Below are 19,153 nucleotides of genomic sequence, written 5' to 3' on the forward strand. Positions count from 1 at the left end.
CAGGAGATCGTCCGCAACGTTTCACAGGCGGCGACCGGCACCCACGAGGTGACGACGAATATCGGTGGCGTCGCCTATGCGTCGGAAGAGACCGGAGCGGCGGCGAGCCAGGTTCTCGGCGCGGCCTCGGAGCTGTCGCGCCAATCGGCCCATCTCCGGGCGGAGGTCGGACGGTTTCTGGACACCGTGCGCGCCGCCTGACGCCTCTGAGGACGCCGCACGACGACGGCCTCGCCCCCGATGAGGGGGCGAGGCCGAGCGATTCTCATAAGCTGCGGAAAATCCTGCGCCGCTATGGGCGCGGATGCCGGCCGTCAGGCATTGCCTTCGATGGCGCGCAGGACGGCGACCAACTGCTCCGCCTGTCCGCGGGTCAGTCCCGTGCTGATGATTGTGCCGTTCCGGCAGATCGAGCAGGTGCCGTCCTCGGCGACCCGTACCTTGATCGAGGCCATGGTATCCATCCGGGAGCCGACGCGGCTCCCCATCCGTTCAAAGCTTAACCGTTCCTGAAGGCCCCGCAACCCCGCGAGTCCCTCTGTCCACGGAAGCGGCGTGACGTAAGGATCGCCGAGCCCCGCGTCACTGCGACAAAATGTGCCATGCCAAATCCGGTCGATCCCTTCGGGATGGCGGATTTGGGCTTCGCGCGGGCGTCGCGCGGGCTTGCCGATACGGGACCGCTCCGATCGAGCGGATCCCGTATCGGCAACCCTGTTCCCTGGGTTGAAACGCGAAGGGCGGCGACTCTTCGCAGAGTCGCCGCCCTTTCTTGCCGACACGCTGCGCGGAATCAGACCGCCTTCTTTTCCAGGCGCTTCTCGATCACGTGGTTGTCGAGGCCAGGGGCGACGAGCGGCGGCTCGGGCGGTGCCGGATCGGCTCCCTTGGTCAGGGCCTGCGACAGGCGCGAGCGCTCGAACAGCAGCACCACCACGATGGCGACGGCGAAGGGCAGCAGCAGATAGAACAGGCGGAAGATCAGCACCGCCGCCAGCACCGGCGCCTTCTCGGCATCGGTCTGGAGCTGCATGGCGGTGAAGAACACGAGTTCGAACACGCCGAGGCCGCCGGGAGCGTGAGAGGCCAGAGCCACCGAGAACGAGGCCAGGAAGATGCCGAGCACCGGGATGAAGCCGGGGTTCAGGCTGTCGGGCAGGGCGAAGTAGATGATGCCGGCGGCGCCGAGCAGTTCCAGCGGCGCGGCGATCAGCTGGCGCGCCATGATGCCGGGGCGGGGATACTCGACCTTGAAGTTACGGATCGTCAGCGGACGGAAGCGCAGCACCGAGCCGATCACGTAGAGCGCCACGAAGCCGAGGAGGGCCGCGCCGACGAGCCGGGCGGTGGCCGGGTTGGTGAGCGCCGCAGGCAGCAGGTTGTTCAACCGCGCCAGCAGGCCCGGATCGTAGACCAGGACGAAGCCGCCGAGCAGGAGCGTGCCGAGACCGAAGGTGAAGGAGCAGAGCGCCACCAGCACCGCGACCTGCGCCGCCGAGAGGCCCTTCGAGGTGTAGGCGCGGTAGCGCACCAGGGCGCCGGAGAACACCGAGGCGCCGATATTGTGGGAGAGCGCGTAGGTCGTGAACGAGCAGAGCGACACGAACAGCCACGAGATGTGGCGCACACCCAGGTGCAGCAGGGCGATCCGGTCGTACCAGGCGAGCGCGGCGTAGGCGACCAGGGTCGAGAGGCCCGCGAGCAGGAAGTGGTGCAGCGGGATCGCGGCGAAGGCCGCCTCGATGCTGGACCAGGACAGCGTCTTCAGCTCGCCCCAGAGCAGGTAGCAGGAGACCGCCACCGCCGCGAGGCCGATCAGGCCCCAGATGATTTCACTGACTTTCTTCATGAGAACCGGCCACCTCCCTCGGGACCGGCCTCTCCTGCGCCACGGCCGCTCGCATCGCAAGCGGAACTGGAGCGACCGTCTCGATGCGGCAGGCTCTTGCCCGCCGATCGTGACGGTTTCATGCCGGATGTGGCGGGCAGACGGGAAATCCGGCCGGTGCTGGCCGGGTCTCCTCCGCTGGTCTCAGGCGCGGGCGCGCAGGCCGATCGCGTCCATCTCGGCCTGCTCGCGGGCGGCTTCCGCCGCGCGCTCGGCGGAGCGCTCACGGTCCTCCAGGATCTCGACCTTCTTCAGTTCCTCGAAGGCCTCGCCCAATTCGGCTTTAGCCTCCGCGAGCTGGCTTTCCAGGGCGGCGGCCGACTGGCGCATGTTGTCCCGGCGGGCGGTCGCGGCGCGGGCATAGGTGGGATAGGCGAAGTGACCCGGATCGGTGATCCCGGCCTTGGCCTCCTCTTGCGCCACCTCCCGGTCGAGTTCGGCCGCCATGCGGTTGAAGTCGGCCATCATCATCTCGATCTGGGCGACCCGGCGGCGCTTCTCATCCACCTGGAACCGACGCAGCCGGATCAGCGTGTCACGCGATTTCATATCGGGCCATCCACTCCACGCTACGCTGGCGAGCGGCCCGACTGGCGCGGCGATCCTCCCGGACCGGAACCCGACGCGATCTCGAAGCTGCCTCACCCACCGCCGACGATGGCGGCCAACCGGGCGTAACCCTCGCCGATGGAGGTTGCTTCTTCCTTACTTTGCCCCAGAAAAGCCGTCAGATCGGGCATCAAAGCCACGGCCTCGTCCACCTCCGGTGAAGAACCGGCGCGGTAGGCTCCGAGCCGGATCAGCTCTTCCATGTCGGCATAGGTCGCGAGCACTTTGCGCGCACGGCGGATCGTAGGGAGATGGATCGGGTCGCAGGCCCGGGGCATCGTGCGCGAGACCGAGCGCAGCACGTTGATCGCCGGGTAGCGCCCCTGCTCGGCGATGCGTCGTTCCATGACGATATGGCCGTCGAGGATGCCGCGCACCGCGTCCGCCACCGGCTCGTTGTGGTCGTCACCCTCCACCAGCACCGTGAAGAGACCGGAGATCGCACCGTCGCCGACGCCCGGCCCGGCGCGTTCCAACAGGCGCGGCAATTCGGAGAAGACGGTGGGCGTGTAGCCCTTGGCGGTCGGCGGCTCGCCGCCGGCCAGGCCGATATCGCGCTGGGCCATGGCGAACCGGGTGATCGAGTCGATCATGCATAGCACCTGCGCGCCCTGGTCGCGAAAATACTCGGCGACCGCCAGCGTCACATAGGCCGCGTTGCGGCGCATCAGCACCGGTTCGTCGGAGGTCGCCACCACCACGACCGACCGGGCGAGGCCCGCCGCGCCGAGATCGTCCTGCAGGAATTCTTGCACCTCGCGGCCGCGTTCGCCGACGAGGCCGATTACCGCCACGTCGGCGGCGGTGTAGCGGGCGAGCATGGAGAGCAGCACCGATTTGCCGACGCCGGAGCCGGCGAAGATGCCCATGCGCTGCCCGCGGCACATGGTGAGAAAGGTGTTGATGCAGCGGACCCCGAGGTCGAGCGGCGGCCCGACGCGTTTGCGGCCGTGGGCCGGGGGCGGGTCGGCCCTCAGCGGATAGATCGCCGGCCCCTGCGCCAGGGGGCCGAGCCCATCGATCGGGCGCCCGAGGGCATCGAGGGTGCGGCCGAGCCAGGAGCTGGCGGGGCGGATCGCCCCCGCCGCCTCGTCGCGCACCAGGGCCGGGCAGCCCCGGCGGACGCCGTCGAGGGAACCGAACGGCATGGCGAGGGCCCGGTCGCCGGCGAATCCGATCACCTCGCACGGGACCGTCGCCGGATCGGCGCCGCCTCGGGCCTCCACCACGACATCGATGCGGCCGCCGAGCCGCATGGCGGCCACCGGCCCGGCGACCTCGACCAGGAGACCCCGGATCGCCGTCACCCGTCCGAAGGTTTCCAAGGGTTCGACGGTCGAGAGCGCGGCGAGTGCCGCCGCCAGCCCCCCGGATCCGCGCTCCTGCATCATATGCCCTCGAACCCGTTAACCGCAGCTCCGCCACCGAGCCGGCCGATGTCTTAACATCGGAAGGGATCCCGCCAAGGCCGTTCACCCTTCGGCCCGGCGGCGAACCGGCCGTCCGAAAAAATTGATCGGCGACGAATGATCGCCGTCTCCTTTCGGCAACAGGCCGGCCAACCTCAGGGAAATGAAGGGGTTAGCGCCGGGAGTGCGCCGCCGTTTTCGACCCTGGCGGAGCGAAGGCGGAACAGATCGCCAACCGGGGCGAGAATCGGCTGCGGACTCGAAAGAGACGAGGCTTGCAAGCGGGATTCGGCTTTTGTTAACGGTTAAGGAATAGCGTTTCGAAAGTGGGAATGAGGGAGCGTCCGCCGGGGCCGTCGGCGGGCGACCGGCGGCGGCTTGTCTCAAGCCCCCCCGAAACGGTCAGTCCGGTGGGGATCACGATGCGCGTACTTCTGATCGAGGACGACAGCGCTACGGCGCAGAGCATCGAGTTGATGCTCAAATCGGAGAACTTCAACACCTATACGACCGACCTCGGCGAAGAAGGCGTCGATCTCGGGAAGCTGTACGATTACGACATCATCCTTCTCGACCTGAACCTGCCCGACATGTCCGGGTACGAGGTGCTGCGCAGCTTGCGCGTGGCGAAGGTCAAGACGCCGATCCTGATCCTGTCGGGCATGGCCGGCATCGAGGACAAGGTGAAGGGTCTCGGCTTCGGCGCCGACGATTACCTCACTAAGCCCTTCCACAAGGACGAGCTGGTGGCGCGCATCCACGCCATCGTCCGTCGCTCGAAGGGGCACGCCCAATCGGTGATCACCACCGGCGACCTGATCGTGAACCTCGATCAGAAGACCGTCGAGGTGTCGGGCTCGCGGGTCCACCTCACCGGCAAGGAGTACCAGATGCTGGAACTCCTCTCCCTGCGGAAGGGCACGACGCTCACCAAGGAGATGTTCCTCAACCATCTCTATGGCGGCATGGACGAGCCGGAACTGAAGATCATCGACGTCTTCATCTGCAAGCTGCGCAAGAAGCTCGCCAATGCCAGCGAGGGCAAGAACTACATCGAGACCGTCTGGGGACGCGGTTACGTGCTGCGCGAGCCGGTCGAGGGTGAGGACCGCATGGCGGTCTGACGACAGCGGTCCCCGCCGACGACAGAACCCCGCTCCGGCGGGGTTTTGTCGTATGATGCGCGTCACTGCACCTAGCGGCCGGCGCGCAGCGCGATCACGCCTCGGGCTCGCGGAAATACGGCTCGACCGCGCCCTTCAGCTTTACGGTCATCGGGTTGCCGGCCCGGTCGAGCGTCTTGCCGGCGGAGAGCCGCACCCAGCCCTCGCTGACGCAATATTCCTCGACATTGGTCTTCTCGACACCCTTGAAGCGCACGCCCACGCCCCGGGTGAGTACGGCCTCGTCGTAATAGGGGCTGTTCGGGTTGACCGAGAGGCGATCGGGCAGCGTGTCGGACATGAATCGTCACTCCTGGCAAACGAGCCGGCCGGTTACGGCAATCGGGCCGGGCGGGCAATGGCGCGCTCTGTCTCGACGGCGGCGATCAACGCCTCCACCTGCCCGCTCTGAAGCAGCGGGACCCAGCGCGTGACCGTCTCGTGGGGGAAATCCCACCACGCGGCCTCGACCAGCGCCTCGATCGTCGCCGCATCGAAGCGGTGGCGCACGATCCGGGCCGGATTGCCGGCCACCACGGCGTAGGGCGGCACGTCCCGGGTGACGACGGCGCGGGCGGCGACGACCGCCCCGTGGCCGATGCTGACCCCCGACAGGATCATGCAGCCCGATCCCAGCCACACATCGTGCCCGATGGTCACGTCGCCGCGGGAGGTATGATAATCCTCGGGTGCGTCCGCCCCTGGCCACAATCCAGACAGGGCGGCGAAGGGATAGGTCGAGACCCAGTCGAGCCGGTGCCCGCCGCCGAGCAGGATCTCGACCTTGTCCGCGATGGAACAATAGCGGCCGATCGTCAGCCGGCGCCCCGATTCGGGGAAACGCACCTTCGGCCTTCCGTAAGAGTATGCGCCGATTGAGAAATTCCAGCGGCGTGCCAATCGTTCGAGATGCAGCCGCGTCTCATTGTGCGGGTTGCGCCCCCGCTTCAGCCGTTGCAACAGATGCCTCAACGGTGCCCCCTCGCAACGCGCGGCATGGCGGGCGTAATCCATTGAACGAAAAAGGACGGCATCGTCATGGCCGACAACATGTCCGAGGATCTGAAATCCGGGGCGCTCGTCTACCATCGACTCCCCAAGCCCGGAAAGCTGGAGATCCAGGCGACCAAGCCCCTCGGCAATCAGCGCGACCTCGCTCTGGCCTATTCCCCCGGCGTCGCCGCCGCCTGCATGGCGATCCACGACGACCCGCAGGAGGCCGCCACCCTCACCATCCGCCAGAACCTCGTCGCGGTGCTCTCGAACGGTACGGCGGTGCTCGGCCTCGGCGATATCGGCCCGCTGGCCTCCAAGCCGGTGATGGAGGGCAAGGCCGTCCTCTTCAAGAAGTTCGCCGGCATCGACGTGTTCGACATCGAGGTGAACGAGAAGGAGGTCGACCGGCTGGTGGACGTGGTCTGCTCCCTGGAGCCGACCTTCGGCGGCATCAACCTCGAAGACATCAAGGCGCCCGAATGCTTCGAGGTCGAGGAGCGCTGCCGGGAGCGGATGAACATCCCGGTCTTCCATGACGACCAGCACGGCACCGCGATCATCGTCGCGGCCGCCGTCCTCAACGCCCTCGAACTCGCCGGCAAGCAGCTCTCCGACGCCAAGATCGTCACCTCCGGCGCCGGCGCGGCGGCTTTGGCCTGCCTCAATCTCCTCGTGTCGCTGGGCGCCACCCGCGAGAACATCACGGTCACCGACATCAAGGGCGTGGTCTACAAGGGCCGGTCCGAGCTGATGGACCGCTGGAAGGCGGTCTACGCCCAGGAGACCGAGGCGCGCACGCTGGCGGAGGTGATCCCTGGCGCCGACGTGTTCATCGGCCTCTCGGCCGGCGGCGTGCTCAAGCCCGAATATCTCGAGAAGATGGCCGAGAAGCCGCTGATCATGGCGCTCGCCAACCCTTACCCCGAGATCATGCCGGATCTCGCCCAGGAGCGCCGGCCCGACGCGATGATCTGCACCGGGCGCTCGGACTTCCCGAACCAGGTCAACAACGTTCTCTGCTTCCCCTACATCTTCCGCGGCGCCCTCGATGTCGGCGCGCACGCGATCAACGAGGAGATGAAGAAGGCGGCGGTGAAGGCGATCGCGGCGCTCGCCCGCGAGGCGCCCTCGGACGTGGTCGCCCGCGCCTATGGCGGCGAGGCCCGGCCCTTCGGCCCCCATTCCCTGATCCCGAGCCCGTTCGACCCGCGCCTGATCCTGCGCATCGCTCCGGCGGTGGCCAAGGCGGCGATGGAGTCCGGGGTCGCCGGCCGGCCGGTCGAGAACATCCAGGCCTATGCCGAGTCCCTCGACCGGTTCGTGCACCGCTCCGGCTTCATCATGAAGCCGATCTTCTCCAAGGCCAAGAACGACCCCAAGCGCGTCATCTACGCCGAGGGCGAGGACGAGCGGGTGCTGCGCGCGGCGCAGGTGGTGGTCGAGGATCGGGTGGCCCGGCCGATCCTGGTCGGCCGCCCGCGGGTGATCGAGACCCGCATCAAACGCTTCGGCCTCGCCCTGAAGCATGGCGAGCATTTCGACCTGATCGATCCCGAGGACGATCCGCGCTACCGCGCCTATGTCTCGACCTATCTCGAGGTGGCCGGCCGGCGGGGCATCACCCCCGATCTCGCCCGCACCCTGGTGCGGACCAACAACACGGTGATCGGTGCGCTGGCGGTGCGCCGCGGCGAGGCGGATGCCCTGATCTGCGGGCTGGAGGGCCGGTTCGAGACGCGGCTGCGGGTCATCCGCGACGTGATCGGGCTCTCGCCGGATCTGCTCGATTTCGCGGCGATGAGCCTGATCGTGACCAAGAAGGGGGCGTTCTTCCTGGCCGACACGCATGTGCGCCAGGATCCGAGCGCGGAAGAGGTCGCGGATGTCGCCATCGCCTGCGCCGGCCATGTCGGCCGCTTCGGCCTGACTCCGAAGATCGCGCTGCTCAGCCACTCCGATTTCGGCCAGTCGGATTCGCCCTCGGCCCGGAAGATGCGCCGGGCGCTGGAACTGATCCAGGCGCGGGCGCCGCATCTGCAGGCCGATGGTGAGATGCAGGCGGATTGCGCCCTCTCGGAGCTTATCCGCGACCGGGTGCTGCCGGGCTCGAACTGGAAGGGCGCGGCCAACATCCTGATCTTCCCCAACCTCGATGCGGCCAACATCGCCTTCCAGTTCGCCAAGGTGCTTGCCGACGCCCTGCCGGTCGGCCCCCTGCTGATCGGCCCGGCCAAGCCCGCGCATATCCTGACCCCCTCGGTCACGGCCCGCGGCATCGTCAACGTCACCGCCGCGGCGGTGGTGGAGGCGCAGGCCGGCGCCTCGCAGGAGGCCGCCGCACCCGAGGGAGAGCCCGGAACGGGGCCGCTCTCGGAGTAAGGTCCCGCCTCACGGCTCGCGCTCCGGGCCCCGCCGCAATGTGGCGGGCCCCGGAGCTTGGCGGTAATTTTGCATTCAGCCCCGCGCGTTGAACGCCAGTGGAGTTTGCAATGTGCCGTGGTGACGATCCGACCTGTGCCGCCTTCACCGAGCATCGCCTGCGTTACCGGCGCGACATGGAGCCCGAGCGGCGCGCCTTCCTGAAGAGCGGCTTCGTCGCCACCGGCGGCGTGGCGGCGCTCGCGGCCGGAGGGCTCTCCCTGGTGAGCCCGTCGCTCGCCCAGACCAGCGCGAGCCGGCTGAGGCAGACGGCGCATTATCATCTGCCTGCCAATGCCGAGACCGTGCATTGGGGCTATTTCTCGAAGAATCTGAAGCCTCAGGTGGAGATCGCCTCGGGCGATTTCGTCACCATCGAGACGCTGACTCACCACGCCAACGACGATGCCGAGCGCATGGTGACGGGCGATCCCGGCGCCGAGAGCGTGTTCCTCTGGACCAAGGAGAAGAAGGGCGTTCCCCGCCGGGGCGCCGGGCCGGAGGATTCCAAGCTCGGGCCCGGCGGCGGTCTCGGCGTCCATATCTGCACCGGCCCGGTGGCGATCCGTGGGGCCGAGCCCGGCGACGTGCTGGAGGTGCGCATCCTCGACGTGGCGCCGCGCCCCTCCGCCAACCCGAAATTCAAGGGCCTGACCTTCGGCAGCAACGCGGCGGCGTGGTGGGGCTACCATTACAACGACATGCTGGAGGGGCGGAAACGCGAGGTCGTCACGATCTACGAGGTCGATGCCTCCGGCGAACGCGACTGGGCCAGGGCGGTCTACAACTTCCCCTGGCCGGGCGTGACCGACCCGACCGGCCTCGACCATCCGACCATCGACTACCCGGGCCTGCCGGTCGATCACACCCGTACCAAGCGCAACTTCGATGTGCTGAAGGGCATCCGCGTGCCGATCCGCCCGCATTTCGGCACCATGGGCGTTGCCCCCGCCGAAGCGGACATGGTGAACTCGATCCCGCCGAGCTACACCGGCGGCAACATCGACAACTGGCGCATCGGCAAGGGCGCCACGATGTATTATCCCGTGGCCGTGCCCGGCGCGCTGTTCTCGGTGGGCGATCCCCATGCGAGTCAGGGCGACTCGGAACTGTGCGGCACCGCGATCGAGTGCTCGCTCACCGGCACCTTCCAGTTCATCCTGCACAAGAAGGCGGATCTGGCCGGCACCTCGCTGGAGGCCCTCGACTTCCCGATGATCGAGACCGCCGACGATTGGGTGCTCTCGGGCTTCAGCTACCCGAACTACCTGAAGGATCTCGGGGCGGATGCGCAGAACGCGATCTTCCAGAAATCCTCCATCGACCTCGCCATGCGCGACGCCTTCCGCAAGATGCGCCAGTTCCTGATGCATGCGAAGGGGCTGACCGAGGACGAGGCGATCTCGCTGATGTCGGTGGCGGTCGATTTCGGCATCACCCAGGTGGTCGACGGCAATTGGGGCGTCCACGCCATCGTGAAGAAGGCGATCTTCGCGGAGCGGCCGGCGAGCTGACGGCGGCATCTCGCTTCCCCCGCCACGGCGGGGCGGCGGTCGTCCGCCGGACGAACCGAGCAGGACCATCGGTCACGATCCGTGCAACCGGGTATGAGAGCTGTGCTCGATGGCACCGCGATTGGCACAGCTCTAAGTCTCGGCGATGAGGCTCTCGATGCGGGAGGCCAGTGTCTCCAGAACGAACGGTTTGGTGAGCACCTGCATGCCGGGCCGGAGATAGCCGTTCCCGAGCACTGCATTCTCGGCATAGCCCGTGATGAACAGCACCTTCAGCTCCGGCCGCCGCTCGCGGCCGGCATCGGCCATCTGCCGGCCGTTCATGCCACCCGGCAATCCGACATCGGTCACCAGAAGGTCGATGCGGACATCCGATTGCAGCACCTTGAGCCCGGCGACGCTGTCGGCGGCCTCGATGGCGGTGTAGCCGAGATCCTCCAGCACCTCGGTGACGAGCATGCGCACGGACGGCTCGTCGTCCACGATCAGCACCGTCTCGCCCTGGCCGGCGCGGCCCGCCTCGGCGAGCTTGCGCGCGACATCGTCCTCGTCGGCCTCGCCGTAATGGCGCGGCAGGTAGAGGCAGACCGTCGTGCCCTGGCCGAGTTCCGAATAGATCCGCACCTGTCCGCCGGATTGCCGGGCGAAGCCGTAGACCATCGACAGTCCCAGGCCCGTGCCCTCGCCGGTGGGTTTGGTGGTGAAGAAGGGCTCGAACACCTTGTCGATGAGGTCAGGCGCCATGCCGGTCCCGGTATCGGTCACGCAGACGCTGAGATACTGGCCCGGCGGCATGTCGTGCTGGCGGCCGCCGGCCTCGTCGATCCACTTGTTGGCGGTCTCGATGGTGATGCGGCCGCCGTCGGGCATGGCGTCGCGCGCATTGATGCACAGGTTCAGCAGCGCGTTCTCCAGCTGGCCCGGATCGATCAGGGACGGCCACAGCCCGGCGAGACCGACGACTTCCAGGGCGATGGCCGGCCCGACCGTGCGCCGGACCAGCTCCTCCATGTCCTTGACCAAGCGGTTCACGTTGGTGGGCTTGGGGTCGAGGGTCTGGCGCCGGGAAAAGGCGAGCAACCGATGGGTGAGGGCGGCGGCGCGCTTGGCCGCGCCCTGGGCGACCGTCATGTAGCGCTCGAGATCGCCCATCCGTCCCTGCGACATCCGGGTCTGCATCAGTTCCAGCGAGCCGGAGATACCCGCCAGCAGGTTGTTGAAGTCGTGCGCCAGACCGCCGGTGAGCTGGCCCACCGCCTCCATCTTCTGGGATTGCCGCAGGGCTTCCTCGGTCTTGGCCAGGGCTTCGGCCTGCCGCTTGATTTCGGTCACGTCCCGGGTCGAGGCGTAGATCAGGCCGTCCCGCGGCACCGCGTTCCAGGACAGCCAGATATGGTTGCCGTCCCGATGACGGTAGCGGTTCTCGAAGGTTGTCTGCGCCTCGCCGCGGGCGAGGCTTTCCGCGACCGCCAGCGTGGCCGCGATGTCGTCGGGATGGACGAAATCGAGGAAGGGCCGCGCCTTCATCTCGGCCTCGCTCCATCCCAGCGTTCTGGACCAAGCCGGGTTGAGGCTGACGAAGTACCCCTCGAAATTGGCGACGCAGAGCATGTCCGACGAGGATTGCCAGACCTGATCGCGTTCGGCCGTGCGGGCGGCGACCTGCCGCGCGAGATCGGCTTCGGTCTGCTTGCGGGCGGTCACGTCCTGCACGAACACGTGATAGCCATCGACGCCTCCCTCCGTGGTCCGGCGCGGCAGGTAACGGATCTCGGCGACGCGGGTGCGCCCGCCGCTGTGCGGCCAGTCCAGCTCGAAGGTGACCGCCTCGCCCGCCAGCGCCCGCTCCATGAAGGATCGGCGCGCCGCGTAATCCTCCGGCTTCAGGAAGGTTCTGACATCCTGCCCGACCACCTCTTCGGCGGTCACGGGAAACCAGTCCTCGTACGCCTTGTTGGCGAAGCGGTAGACATGGTCCGCGCCGATGAAGGCGATGAGGACGGGCAGCGCATCGGTGATGAGGCGCAGTTCGCGCTCGCCGGCCTCGGCACGCTGCTCGACCCTGCGGCGCTCGGTGATGTCGGAGAAGAAGATGGCGACGCGGTGGGCGGCGGGATCGCCGGTGCGCAGGGCCCGCACGTCGAACCAGCGCCCGAACACGTCGGCATAATGCTCGAAATGCGCCGGCTCGCCGGTGAGGGCGACGCGCCCATAGGTATCGAACCAGTGGCGCTCCAGATTGGGCGCGAAGTCGCTGACCCAGCGGCCGGCGACATCGGCGCCGGTCTGCTGCACGAAGGCGGGATTGGCCTCGACGATGCAATAATCGACGGCGCGGCTGCCCTCGAACCGCATCTCGATGATGCAGAACCCGACCTCGATGCTCTCGAACAGGGTCCGGTAGCGTGCCTCGCTCTCCCGGAGCGCGACTTCCCCCCGCATGCGCTCGGTGACGTCGTGGCCCTCGACGAAGATGCCGTTCACCGTGCCCCCCGCGTCGGTGATGGGCTGGTAAACGAAGTCGAGATAGCGTTCCTTGACCGGGCCGCCGGGGACGGCCTGAACGTCGAAGCGGGCGCCCGTCGCCCGGTGGGTCCTGCCGGAGCGGAACACCTCGTCGAGCAGATCGACATAGCCCTGGGCCGCCGCGTCCGGCAGGGCTTCGGCCACGGTGCGTCCTGTCACGTCCCGCCCGTCGATGGCCTGCTGGTAGGCGGCATTCGTGAGCGTGAAGCGGTGTTCGGGACCGCTGAGCAGCGCGATGAAGCTTGGGGCCTGCTCGAACATCTGCGCCAGCGAGGCGGACTGGACCCGCAGCCGGAGCACTTCGGCTTCGAGTTCCTCGCGGGACAGAGTTTTCAGATCAGGGGTGGGCGCTGCGGGCATAAAAGGCGGCTTACCCCCTGAATGTGGTGCGCGCGAGGTGTTCGAGCCGAATGGAAGCTTCGCTTCGGTTGACAAATCGGGATCCAGGCGCACCGGATCCGAAACATTTGGTGCTCGATGCTCCTGGCGCCGACGACACTTTGCTCTCCATCGGCGATCACGCTCACTTGGCGGAGCCATGGCAAGCTCGGATCGAACCGGGAGGATCCGAATGCTGCGACGCGCGACACGCCTGCCTGCACAGTCCCTCAGCCGTCGAAGCTCTGAACGGGCGCTGCCCTCGTGCGGAGCGACACGCCTACGCTTCCACCGGCGAGATACGAGACAGTTGCCCCTCGTTCAGGGCGTGCAACCGAAAGGTCGGGAGACCGTGTACCAAGTTGTCGGATTTCTTGCCGTCGGCGCGGCGGGGGCAGCGATGCTTCACAGCTGGGAGCTTCCGCGCCCTGTCAGCTTCGGTTTCTTGGTGTTGTGCTCGGTCGCCGCTGCCATGGCTGCCTCGTCGTTGATCGTGATCCCTGCTTCAAGCCGGCCGACCATGGCCGTTCCGATCAGAGATATGCCGCCGACGGAAGGTCGGGATGCCGCGAAGGTCTGCGCAGCGGATCGATTGGGGGACGCTTCTGCCGCTTGATGGCGGTTGAAAAGGTACGGCTATCGGCGGATTCGCCTGAGGGCCCGAGCCCCGTACATCGACGCGGGCGACGAGAAGCCCGCCTCACGGGGGCGATGATCGACCTGTTTCGGATGCTCGCTACACAGCGACGGAAACCGGTTACGATCGGAGTGTCGCATCAGGCCTTGAAGTGGCGGAGGGAGCGTCCGCCAGACATGTGTGTTGAAATTATCAAGTCATTGTTTTTACTATTACATTCATGATACAGCCCGCCGTTAGTTGGACGATGTGTTGGACGTTTTGTTGGCCTCGCGCATGGCCCCGCCAGCGGTGCTATGATCGCCACCATGCCGGATCCCAACCCCACCGTCGGCGAATTGTTCAAAGCCAAGGCCGTCACTGACGAGCAGGTAAATGCTGCCGTCGTAGCGTACCTTGCGGATCCGACGCTCGATGCCCACGCGATCACCGACGGCTACAGCCTCGACCTTGCCGCGGCAGTCGCCGGCCATGGCTGGGCGAAGCAGGTCGTCGGCAACCCCGAGGCGAGCCCCAACCTCAAGCGCGGCGCGATCCGCACGGCGATTCTGCTGGCGCGGGCGCAGAAGGTCTAAGCCGCACGTCGGCAAGCCTGCGGTAACCCCGCGCCCCTATGTCGGCCGCCCGATCCATAGCCGGCAGCGCCATGCTCTCCGAAATCGCGACCGACCCGCTCCCGCCCGAAGCCGCCGAGTGGCGGAAGGCCTTCGGCGCGCTCCGCCCGACCAACCCGCCGTGCCGCTATGTGAGCGCGACAGCCTGGGCCAATATCCACGAGGCCTGCACCGACTTCATTGAGCGATTCGGCGCGGATGCCGTGCGTCTGGGCTGGACCGCGCCGCAGCTGTTCGGCGTCCATCCCGAGCACGGCCTGCTGCGGGTCGATTATTGCGGGGTGATGATGGTGGGCGGACGGAAGGCGATCGGCATCGAGGCGGACCGGATCCTGTTCGGCAACCTCACCGGCTACCGGAATGTGCCAGGCGCACCGACCGGCATTCCGATCTGGGAGTTTGCCGCACGGCGTGAGGGAAGATGACACACGACCCAGACGACACGCCGGCCGCACAGCTCGACCGCTACCTCGCCAACGTCGAGGAGCGCCCGCGTTACCAGCCGAAGCCCGTCAGATGGTGGCATCACTTGCTTGCCGCGGCCGTGCTCGCCGGGCTGTTCGCCGTCTGTGTCTGGCAGGTGGGGCGAGCGTTCAGGGCATGGTAGATCGCCCGGCATGACGAACATCATCCGCCCGAACTTCGGCAGCCGCAGTCGAGAGGCAGAGCCATCCGAGTTCGCCTCTTCGGAGGAGGAATACCAGCCGCTCCACGTTTACGGGACAGCGGCCGGCTATGTCGTGGCGTTGCTGGAGGACGCGCGTGGCCCGGAAGGACGCGCCCTTAAGGTCGTGGTTGGCTCGGCCGGCAAAAGCACGATCGAGGCAGTAGCGGTAATGCCGGTCACCGACGAAGGGCGCGTCGATGCCGACATGGCTGCCATGGCGGTCCTTCGTGCGCTGGAAATCGTTGAACAGGGCGACGAGCCAAGCTTAAACTGAGGTCGCCTATCAGAGCACTTCAGCTCTTGTCCCTCAGCTCAAGCACTACTCACCAACGCCATGGTCAGCTGCCAGCATCATCTCCTGCCGCCGGCTTGTTTCGGCCGTCACGCTGTCTAGGTGCCTTGGGCGGAGGATTGCCGCCAACAGTCGAACGGCGGGGCTTCCCCTTTGATGGTACAACTTGCGCTGCTTTCTCGCGCGGCTTGCGTTTGGAAGAGCTATTAGCAGCATCAGCCACTCCAGCGCGGTCCCTTTCTAATATGCCAATGTCAATACCTTTGTCGTTGAATAAATTCCTTAAATACTCGTCATAGATTTGCTTCTCGAATCGCTCATAGAACATATATCCAGCCTTGATTACTGGCTTCTTCTCTCCATCAAGATACGGTACAAATTTCCCATCATCATTCTTCCGCTTACTCCGCTCAAATAGCTCCCGGTACCTTCGAGGAGAAATACCCGAAAAATGCTCGAATTCTACGCACGGGTATGACTGATATTTTCCTCTTTCGCCTTTTTCAATCACGATAGAATCACTATGAAGATCGAGAACAAGGCTTTTAGGGTAGGGCTCCAGAAATACGACCTTTGAAACACCAGCAGCAACAATGTGCTTGGCGCACATGTGACAGGGAAATGTAGTGCAATATAGTAGGCTGTTTTTCAGCGGCCGGCCAAGCCGGGCTGCATCGGATATGGCAGACATCTCGGCGTGAACTATGCGACCGTATTCAAGGGCGTCCATAAACTGCGAGTCTTGTATGGACTTATTTTTTAAAACGTCGTCCAAGTTTAGCTTCAATATGTTGACTATTTCTGTCAAAATCTCTTTTTTCCGCCTGTCATTAGAGTCTTCCTCTCTCCTGAATTCCCTGTCGTCATATTGGTCGTCGCTCCAGTAGGTGCCGCCGCTCCCTTTTGGGACTTCGTTGGATCCTATCGATACAATTTCGCCCTCTAAAGAAAACACGGCCGCACCAACTTGACGCGATAGATCTAAAGTTCGCAGCGCAGCGGCTTTTGCTACAAACATACCATATTCACTTTTATTTGGCGATATACTATTAGAACCAAACAATAGCTCGCAAAATCTCTCAATCTGCTCTAATGTAGATGGTTCTTGTATATCAGTATTTATAATGAAATCGCCTTCTGCAAAAACTTTCGAGATACGTTGGCCGTGGGCAACATCGCTTTCAATTTGATCTTTTTGCACCAATCGTTCTGCTCTTTCTCTGAAGCGATCGATGAAGCCAGAATTTTCGCTATTGGCAAATTTGTGGGCGAGGTAGTCGACCCGTGCACCGCGTCGAGAATATATGGAGACTTGGAAAAAAAATTGTCCATAGACCGATCGCAATAGATCAATTTCCTCCTTCCTTTTGAATTGGTGTAAGAGATAGCAAGTTCTCGTGAATGGTTTTATATTCTTTTCTGCTTGCTCCGCCGGCCTCGAACGGAATATTCTGCCAATTGTTAGAGCTGCTAAAATGGCGTCATCTTCAAACTTTCCTCTTAAATGATTGCCGTAGCCGATATGTGACTCATAGCGCTCAAAAAGAGGTCGCGTCTCCAATTTTGTCGGCGGCTTAAAGGTTTGTTTAAGATTTTCGAAAATCGATGTTACCTTAATTTCCACCACATTATAGCCGAAGCTGCTTAGAATTTTCTTGAAGCCACTCACGGAAGACTGGACATCCACTCCGATAGGTGCTACAAACCCGAAGAATATCTCTGGGTATTCGATGTTCTGTATTTTGGCTACCATGGCGGAACGGTGTATCCATGACTGACGATGCCGACCGCAATGCAGTGGCCAAGCTCGAAGCGGCCAAGCTACACCTTGCAAGCGAAAATGAAAGCGTTGTCCGCCGCGCTATGCAGCAACATGAAGGCTTGGTTGACTCATGGCTTCATGATTGGCGCCTGAAATTGTTCCCGGACGATGGTCGCTCAAGCGTTGAGCATCTAGGTAAGAAGAAGCGAGCTTCAGCACGTTAGAAAGCTTAAAGCATTGACTCTGTGCTAGATTTTGTTGGCGTCATTCCCAAGATTGTTTCATGAAGCCAAGTGGCCGCACGCTGTAGAATCAAGCGTGCGCAACTGGCAGCTCATCCACCTGCGTGGTGTAGCGCGGCGTCCGCATCTCGAACTTCGTCGCCCAGGCCCGCCGCTGGCGCTCCAGCCCGGCACGGGCCGGCACGACGCTGCCCCGGCCGAAGCGGGCGTTGCAGGCGTCGAGCACACCCATGAGCCGGGCAGCGCGCTCGCGGTCGAGCCGGCCGATCAGGGCGCGCTGTGAAGCGGCGAGCGGCACGAGATCGACCGTCACCACGCCCGCCTTCGAATAGCGCCAGGGTGGATTGCCCTGCTCACGCCACGTGCGGGCCACGCCGTGTAGCGCAGCCGGAATCAGCGCCAGGGTGTCGTTCGTCGCCTCCGGCAGGGTGACCACCGTCGACACCGAGCGCATCGGCTCGCCCCGGTCGTGCTCGCTGGTGTGATAGAAGACCGTGACGTGATCGGTGCCGAGGCCTTCCCGCCGCAGCTTCTCGCCGAGCCGCGTCGCGTGCGCGGCCACCGCCTGCTCCAGCTCGGCCCGCTCCGTCACCCGGCCGGAGAACGAGCGCGTCACCGCGCAGCCCTTGCGCCGGGCCGGCACGAGGTCGAGCCCGAGGCAGGACACGCCGCGCAGTTCGTGGATCATACGCTCGCCCACCACCGTCAGCGCCTTGCGCACCGGCCGAGGATCGATGTCGCGCAGGTCCGCCACCGTGTCGATGCCCATCGCCTCCAGCTTCGGCAGCGAGGCACGGCCGACGCCCCAGAGCGCGCCGACATGGATCCGGCAGAGCCAATGATCGTAGGCGGCCGGCTCGGTCAGATCGCACACGCCGTCGAGTTCGGGCACCGTCTTGGCGATGTGGTTGGCGAGCTTGGCGAGTGTCTTGGTCGGGCCGATGCCGACGCAGGTCGGGATACCGGTCCAGGCCCGCACGGTGGCACGGATGTCCCGGGCGAGGGCGACGCGATCCCGCCGCACGATGCCGGTCAGGTCGAGGAAGCTCTCGTCGATCGAGTAGACCTCCACGTCCGGCGTGGCATCGCGATAGATCGCGTTGATGCGCGCCGACATATCCCCGTAGAGGGTGTAATTCGACGAGAACACGCGCACGCCCTGCGCCTCGCAGAGCTGCCGGATCATGAAGTAGGGCGCGCCCATCTTGATCCCGAGTGCCTTCGCCTCCGCCGTGCGGGCGATGGAACAGCCATCGTTATTGCTCAGCACGATCACCGGCACGCGGGCGAGTTTGGGATCGAACACCCGCTCGCACGAGCAGTAGAAGCTGTTGCCGTCGATCAGCGCGAGGGCCCGGCCACCGCCGATTCGATCCCGCAGACGCGCCTCGGCGCCGCTCATCGGATTTGACCGCCGCGGCTGGCGTGCCAGCGGATGGTGAAGCGCACCACGCCCCAGATGGCGGCCTCGGCCAGTTCCTGAAGCGCGTAGACCGGCAGGTCGGCATTGTCGAAGGCGAGGCGTGCCGTGTTGCCCTCGACCACCATGCGCTTGATCGACATCTCGCCATCGACCGCCGCCACGACGACGCTGCCGTGAACAGGCTTGAGGCTGCGGTCGACGCAGGCAAGGTCGCCGTCGAAGATGCCGGCATCGCGCATGCTCTCGCCGGAGATGCGCCAGAGGAAGGTGGCGGGCGGGTTCGGCACGAGCCAGCGCGGCAGCTCTAAAGCGTTCTCGACGAAGTCGTCGGCCGGCGACGGGAAGCCCGCGCAGAGCGACGGACCCATCAGCGGCACACGAACTGTGGAAAAACCCTCCTGCGGTAGCTCTGCGACCCTGTGCAGCCTCACCCAAGCCCCCATCTGCCTTAGAACAGATCAGGAACAAACAGCAGGACCGGTCCCGGTTCAATCGGTTCCGCGCACCAAGCGAAATCGGCTGTGCGGGCCTGTGGATAACGGGGACGGAGGAGAGACGACGATGTCGCAGGAGCGCTGCCACTTCCACTGCACAGACGGGAGCTATGCGGGAGAT

General features: G+C 65.1%; 18 protein-coding genes and 1 pseudogene. 9 read left to right on the forward strand and 10 right to left on the reverse strand.

Going from position 1 to position 19,153, the window contains the following annotated elements; translation table 11 throughout:
• Positions 1-201, forward strand: a pseudogene (locus MZTS_RS15485) (methyl-accepting chemotaxis protein); the annotation flags it as partial.
• Between the two features lie 113 nt (positions 202-314).
• On the opposite strand, the gene MZTS_RS15490 reads toward MZTS_RS15485, so the two are convergent.
• From MZTS_RS15490 to fliI, 4 genes are all read right to left on the reverse strand, one after another.
• Complete coding sequence (locus MZTS_RS15490) at positions 315-455, reverse strand: hypothetical protein (RefSeq protein ID WP_192284540.1); 141 nt, start codon at positions 453-455, stop codon at positions 315-317.
• A gap of 338 nt (positions 456-793) precedes the next feature.
• The gene (locus tag MZTS_RS15495; RefSeq protein WP_192284541.1) at positions 794-1,849 is read right to left on the reverse strand and encodes a lysylphosphatidylglycerol synthase domain-containing protein; all 1,056 of its coding nucleotides are present in this window, start codon (positions 1,847-1,849) and stop codon (positions 794-796) included.
• Between the two features lie 183 nt (positions 1,850-2,032).
• Entirely contained in the window at positions 2,033-2,437 is a 405-nt protein-coding gene (fliJ, locus tag MZTS_RS15500; RefSeq protein ID WP_192284542.1) for a flagellar export protein FliJ, read from the reverse strand.
• Positions 2,438-2,529: 92 nt separating this feature from the next.
• On the reverse strand, positions 2,530-3,888 hold the full coding sequence (gene fliI / locus MZTS_RS15505) for a flagellar protein export ATPase FliI (protein ID WP_192284543.1): 1,359 nt from the start codon (positions 3,886-3,888) through the stop codon (positions 2,530-2,532).
• Positions 3,889-4,328: 440 nt separating this feature from the next.
• Between fliI and ctrA the strand changes: the two genes are divergently transcribed.
• Positions 4,329-5,030: a response regulator transcription factor CtrA gene (gene ctrA, locus MZTS_RS15510; RefSeq protein ID WP_012452681.1), complete on the forward strand. Its 702-nt coding sequence runs from the start codon at positions 4,329-4,331 to the stop codon at positions 5,028-5,030.
• Between the two features lie 94 nt (positions 5,031-5,124).
• Here ctrA and MZTS_RS15515 read toward each other — a convergent pair whose 3' ends face one another.
• Positions 5,125-5,370: a DUF3297 family protein gene (locus tag MZTS_RS15515; RefSeq protein ID WP_009863320.1), complete on the reverse strand. Its 246-nt coding sequence runs from the start codon at positions 5,368-5,370 to the stop codon at positions 5,125-5,127.
• A 32-nt stretch (positions 5,371-5,402) separates the two neighbouring features.
• Positions 5,403-6,029 carry a CatB-related O-acetyltransferase gene (locus MZTS_RS15520; RefSeq protein ID WP_192284554.1) on the reverse strand — a complete coding sequence of 209 codons (627 nt, stop codon included), beginning with the start codon at positions 6,027-6,029 and terminating at the stop codon, positions 5,403-5,405.
• 78 nt (positions 6,030-6,107) lie between these two features.
• On the opposite strand from MZTS_RS15520, the gene MZTS_RS15525 reads away from it, so the two are divergent.
• Together MZTS_RS15525 and MZTS_RS15530 are read left to right on the forward strand one after the other, a co-directional pair.
• The gene (locus tag MZTS_RS15525) at positions 6,108-8,444 is read left to right on the forward strand and encodes an NADP-dependent malic enzyme (protein WP_192284544.1); all 2,337 of its coding nucleotides are present in this window, start codon (positions 6,108-6,110) and stop codon (positions 8,442-8,444) included.
• 110 nt (positions 8,445-8,554) lie between these two features.
• Positions 8,555-9,997 carry an acetamidase/formamidase family protein gene (locus tag MZTS_RS15530; RefSeq protein WP_192284545.1) on the forward strand — a complete coding sequence of 481 codons (1,443 nt, stop codon included), beginning with the start codon at positions 8,555-8,557 and terminating at the stop codon, positions 9,995-9,997.
• Positions 9,998-10,129: 132 nt separating this feature from the next.
• On the opposite strand, the gene MZTS_RS15535 is transcribed toward MZTS_RS15530, so the two are convergent.
• On the reverse strand, positions 10,130-12,883 hold the full coding sequence (locus tag MZTS_RS15535) for a hybrid sensor histidine kinase/response regulator (RefSeq protein ID WP_192284546.1): 2,754 nt from the start codon (positions 12,881-12,883) through the stop codon (positions 10,130-10,132).
• A gap of 963 nt (positions 12,884-13,846) precedes the next feature.
• On the opposite strand from MZTS_RS15535, the gene MZTS_RS15540 reads away from it, so the two are divergent.
• Genes MZTS_RS15540 through MZTS_RS15555 form a run of 4 tightly spaced genes read left to right on the forward strand, consistent with a single transcriptional unit; the run spans position 13,847 to position 15,093 of the window.
• Complete coding sequence (locus tag MZTS_RS15540; protein ID WP_192284547.1) at positions 13,847-14,113, forward strand: hypothetical protein; 267 nt, start codon at positions 13,847-13,849, stop codon at positions 14,111-14,113.
• A gap of 38 nt (positions 14,114-14,151) precedes the next feature.
• A complete protein-coding gene (locus MZTS_RS15545; protein ID WP_246482128.1) occupies positions 14,152-14,577 on the forward strand; it encodes a hypothetical protein in 426 nt (141 codons plus the stop codon).
• Complete coding sequence (locus tag MZTS_RS15550; protein ID WP_192284548.1) at positions 14,574-14,759, forward strand: hypothetical protein; 186 nt, start codon at positions 14,574-14,576, stop codon at positions 14,757-14,759. The genes MZTS_RS15545 and MZTS_RS15550 overlap by 4 nt, the downstream gene beginning before the upstream one ends.
• Positions 14,760-14,769: 10 nt before the next feature.
• On the forward strand, positions 14,770-15,093 hold the full coding sequence (locus tag MZTS_RS15555) for a hypothetical protein (RefSeq protein WP_192284549.1): 324 nt from the start codon (positions 14,770-14,772) through the stop codon (positions 15,091-15,093).
• A gap of 64 nt (positions 15,094-15,157) precedes the next feature.
• On the opposite strand, the gene MZTS_RS25495 is transcribed toward MZTS_RS15555, so the two are convergent.
• Positions 15,158-16,864: an anti-phage dCTP deaminase gene (locus tag MZTS_RS25495; protein WP_192284550.1), complete on the reverse strand. Its 1,707-nt coding sequence runs from the start codon at positions 16,862-16,864 to the stop codon at positions 15,158-15,160.
• A 17-nt stretch (positions 16,865-16,881) separates the two neighbouring features.
• On the opposite strand from MZTS_RS25495, the gene MZTS_RS15565 reads away from it, so the two are divergent.
• The gene (locus MZTS_RS15565) at positions 16,882-17,097 is read left to right on the forward strand and encodes a hypothetical protein (RefSeq protein ID WP_192284551.1); all 216 of its coding nucleotides are present in this window, start codon (positions 16,882-16,884) and stop codon (positions 17,095-17,097) included.
• A gap of 88 nt (positions 17,098-17,185) precedes the next feature.
• On the opposite strand, the gene MZTS_RS15570 is transcribed toward MZTS_RS15565, so the two are convergent.
• Together MZTS_RS15570 and MZTS_RS15575 are read right to left on the reverse strand one after the other, a co-directional pair.
• Positions 17,186-18,517 (reverse strand): Y-family DNA polymerase, encoded by a 1,332-nt coding sequence (locus tag MZTS_RS15570; RefSeq protein WP_192284552.1) that lies wholly within the window; start codon positions 18,515-18,517, stop codon positions 17,186-17,188.
• Entirely contained in the window at positions 18,514-18,969 is a 456-nt protein-coding gene (locus tag MZTS_RS15575; RefSeq protein WP_484502687.1) for a LexA family protein, read from the reverse strand. The genes MZTS_RS15570 and MZTS_RS15575 overlap by 4 nt, the downstream gene beginning before the upstream one ends.
• Between the last annotated feature and the right edge of the window lie 184 nt (positions 18,970-19,153).

This window comes from Methylorubrum zatmanii (assembly GCF_014845115.1).
GTDB classification, from domain to species: Bacteria; Pseudomonadota; Alphaproteobacteria; order Rhizobiales; family Beijerinckiaceae; genus Methylobacterium; species Methylobacterium zatmanii.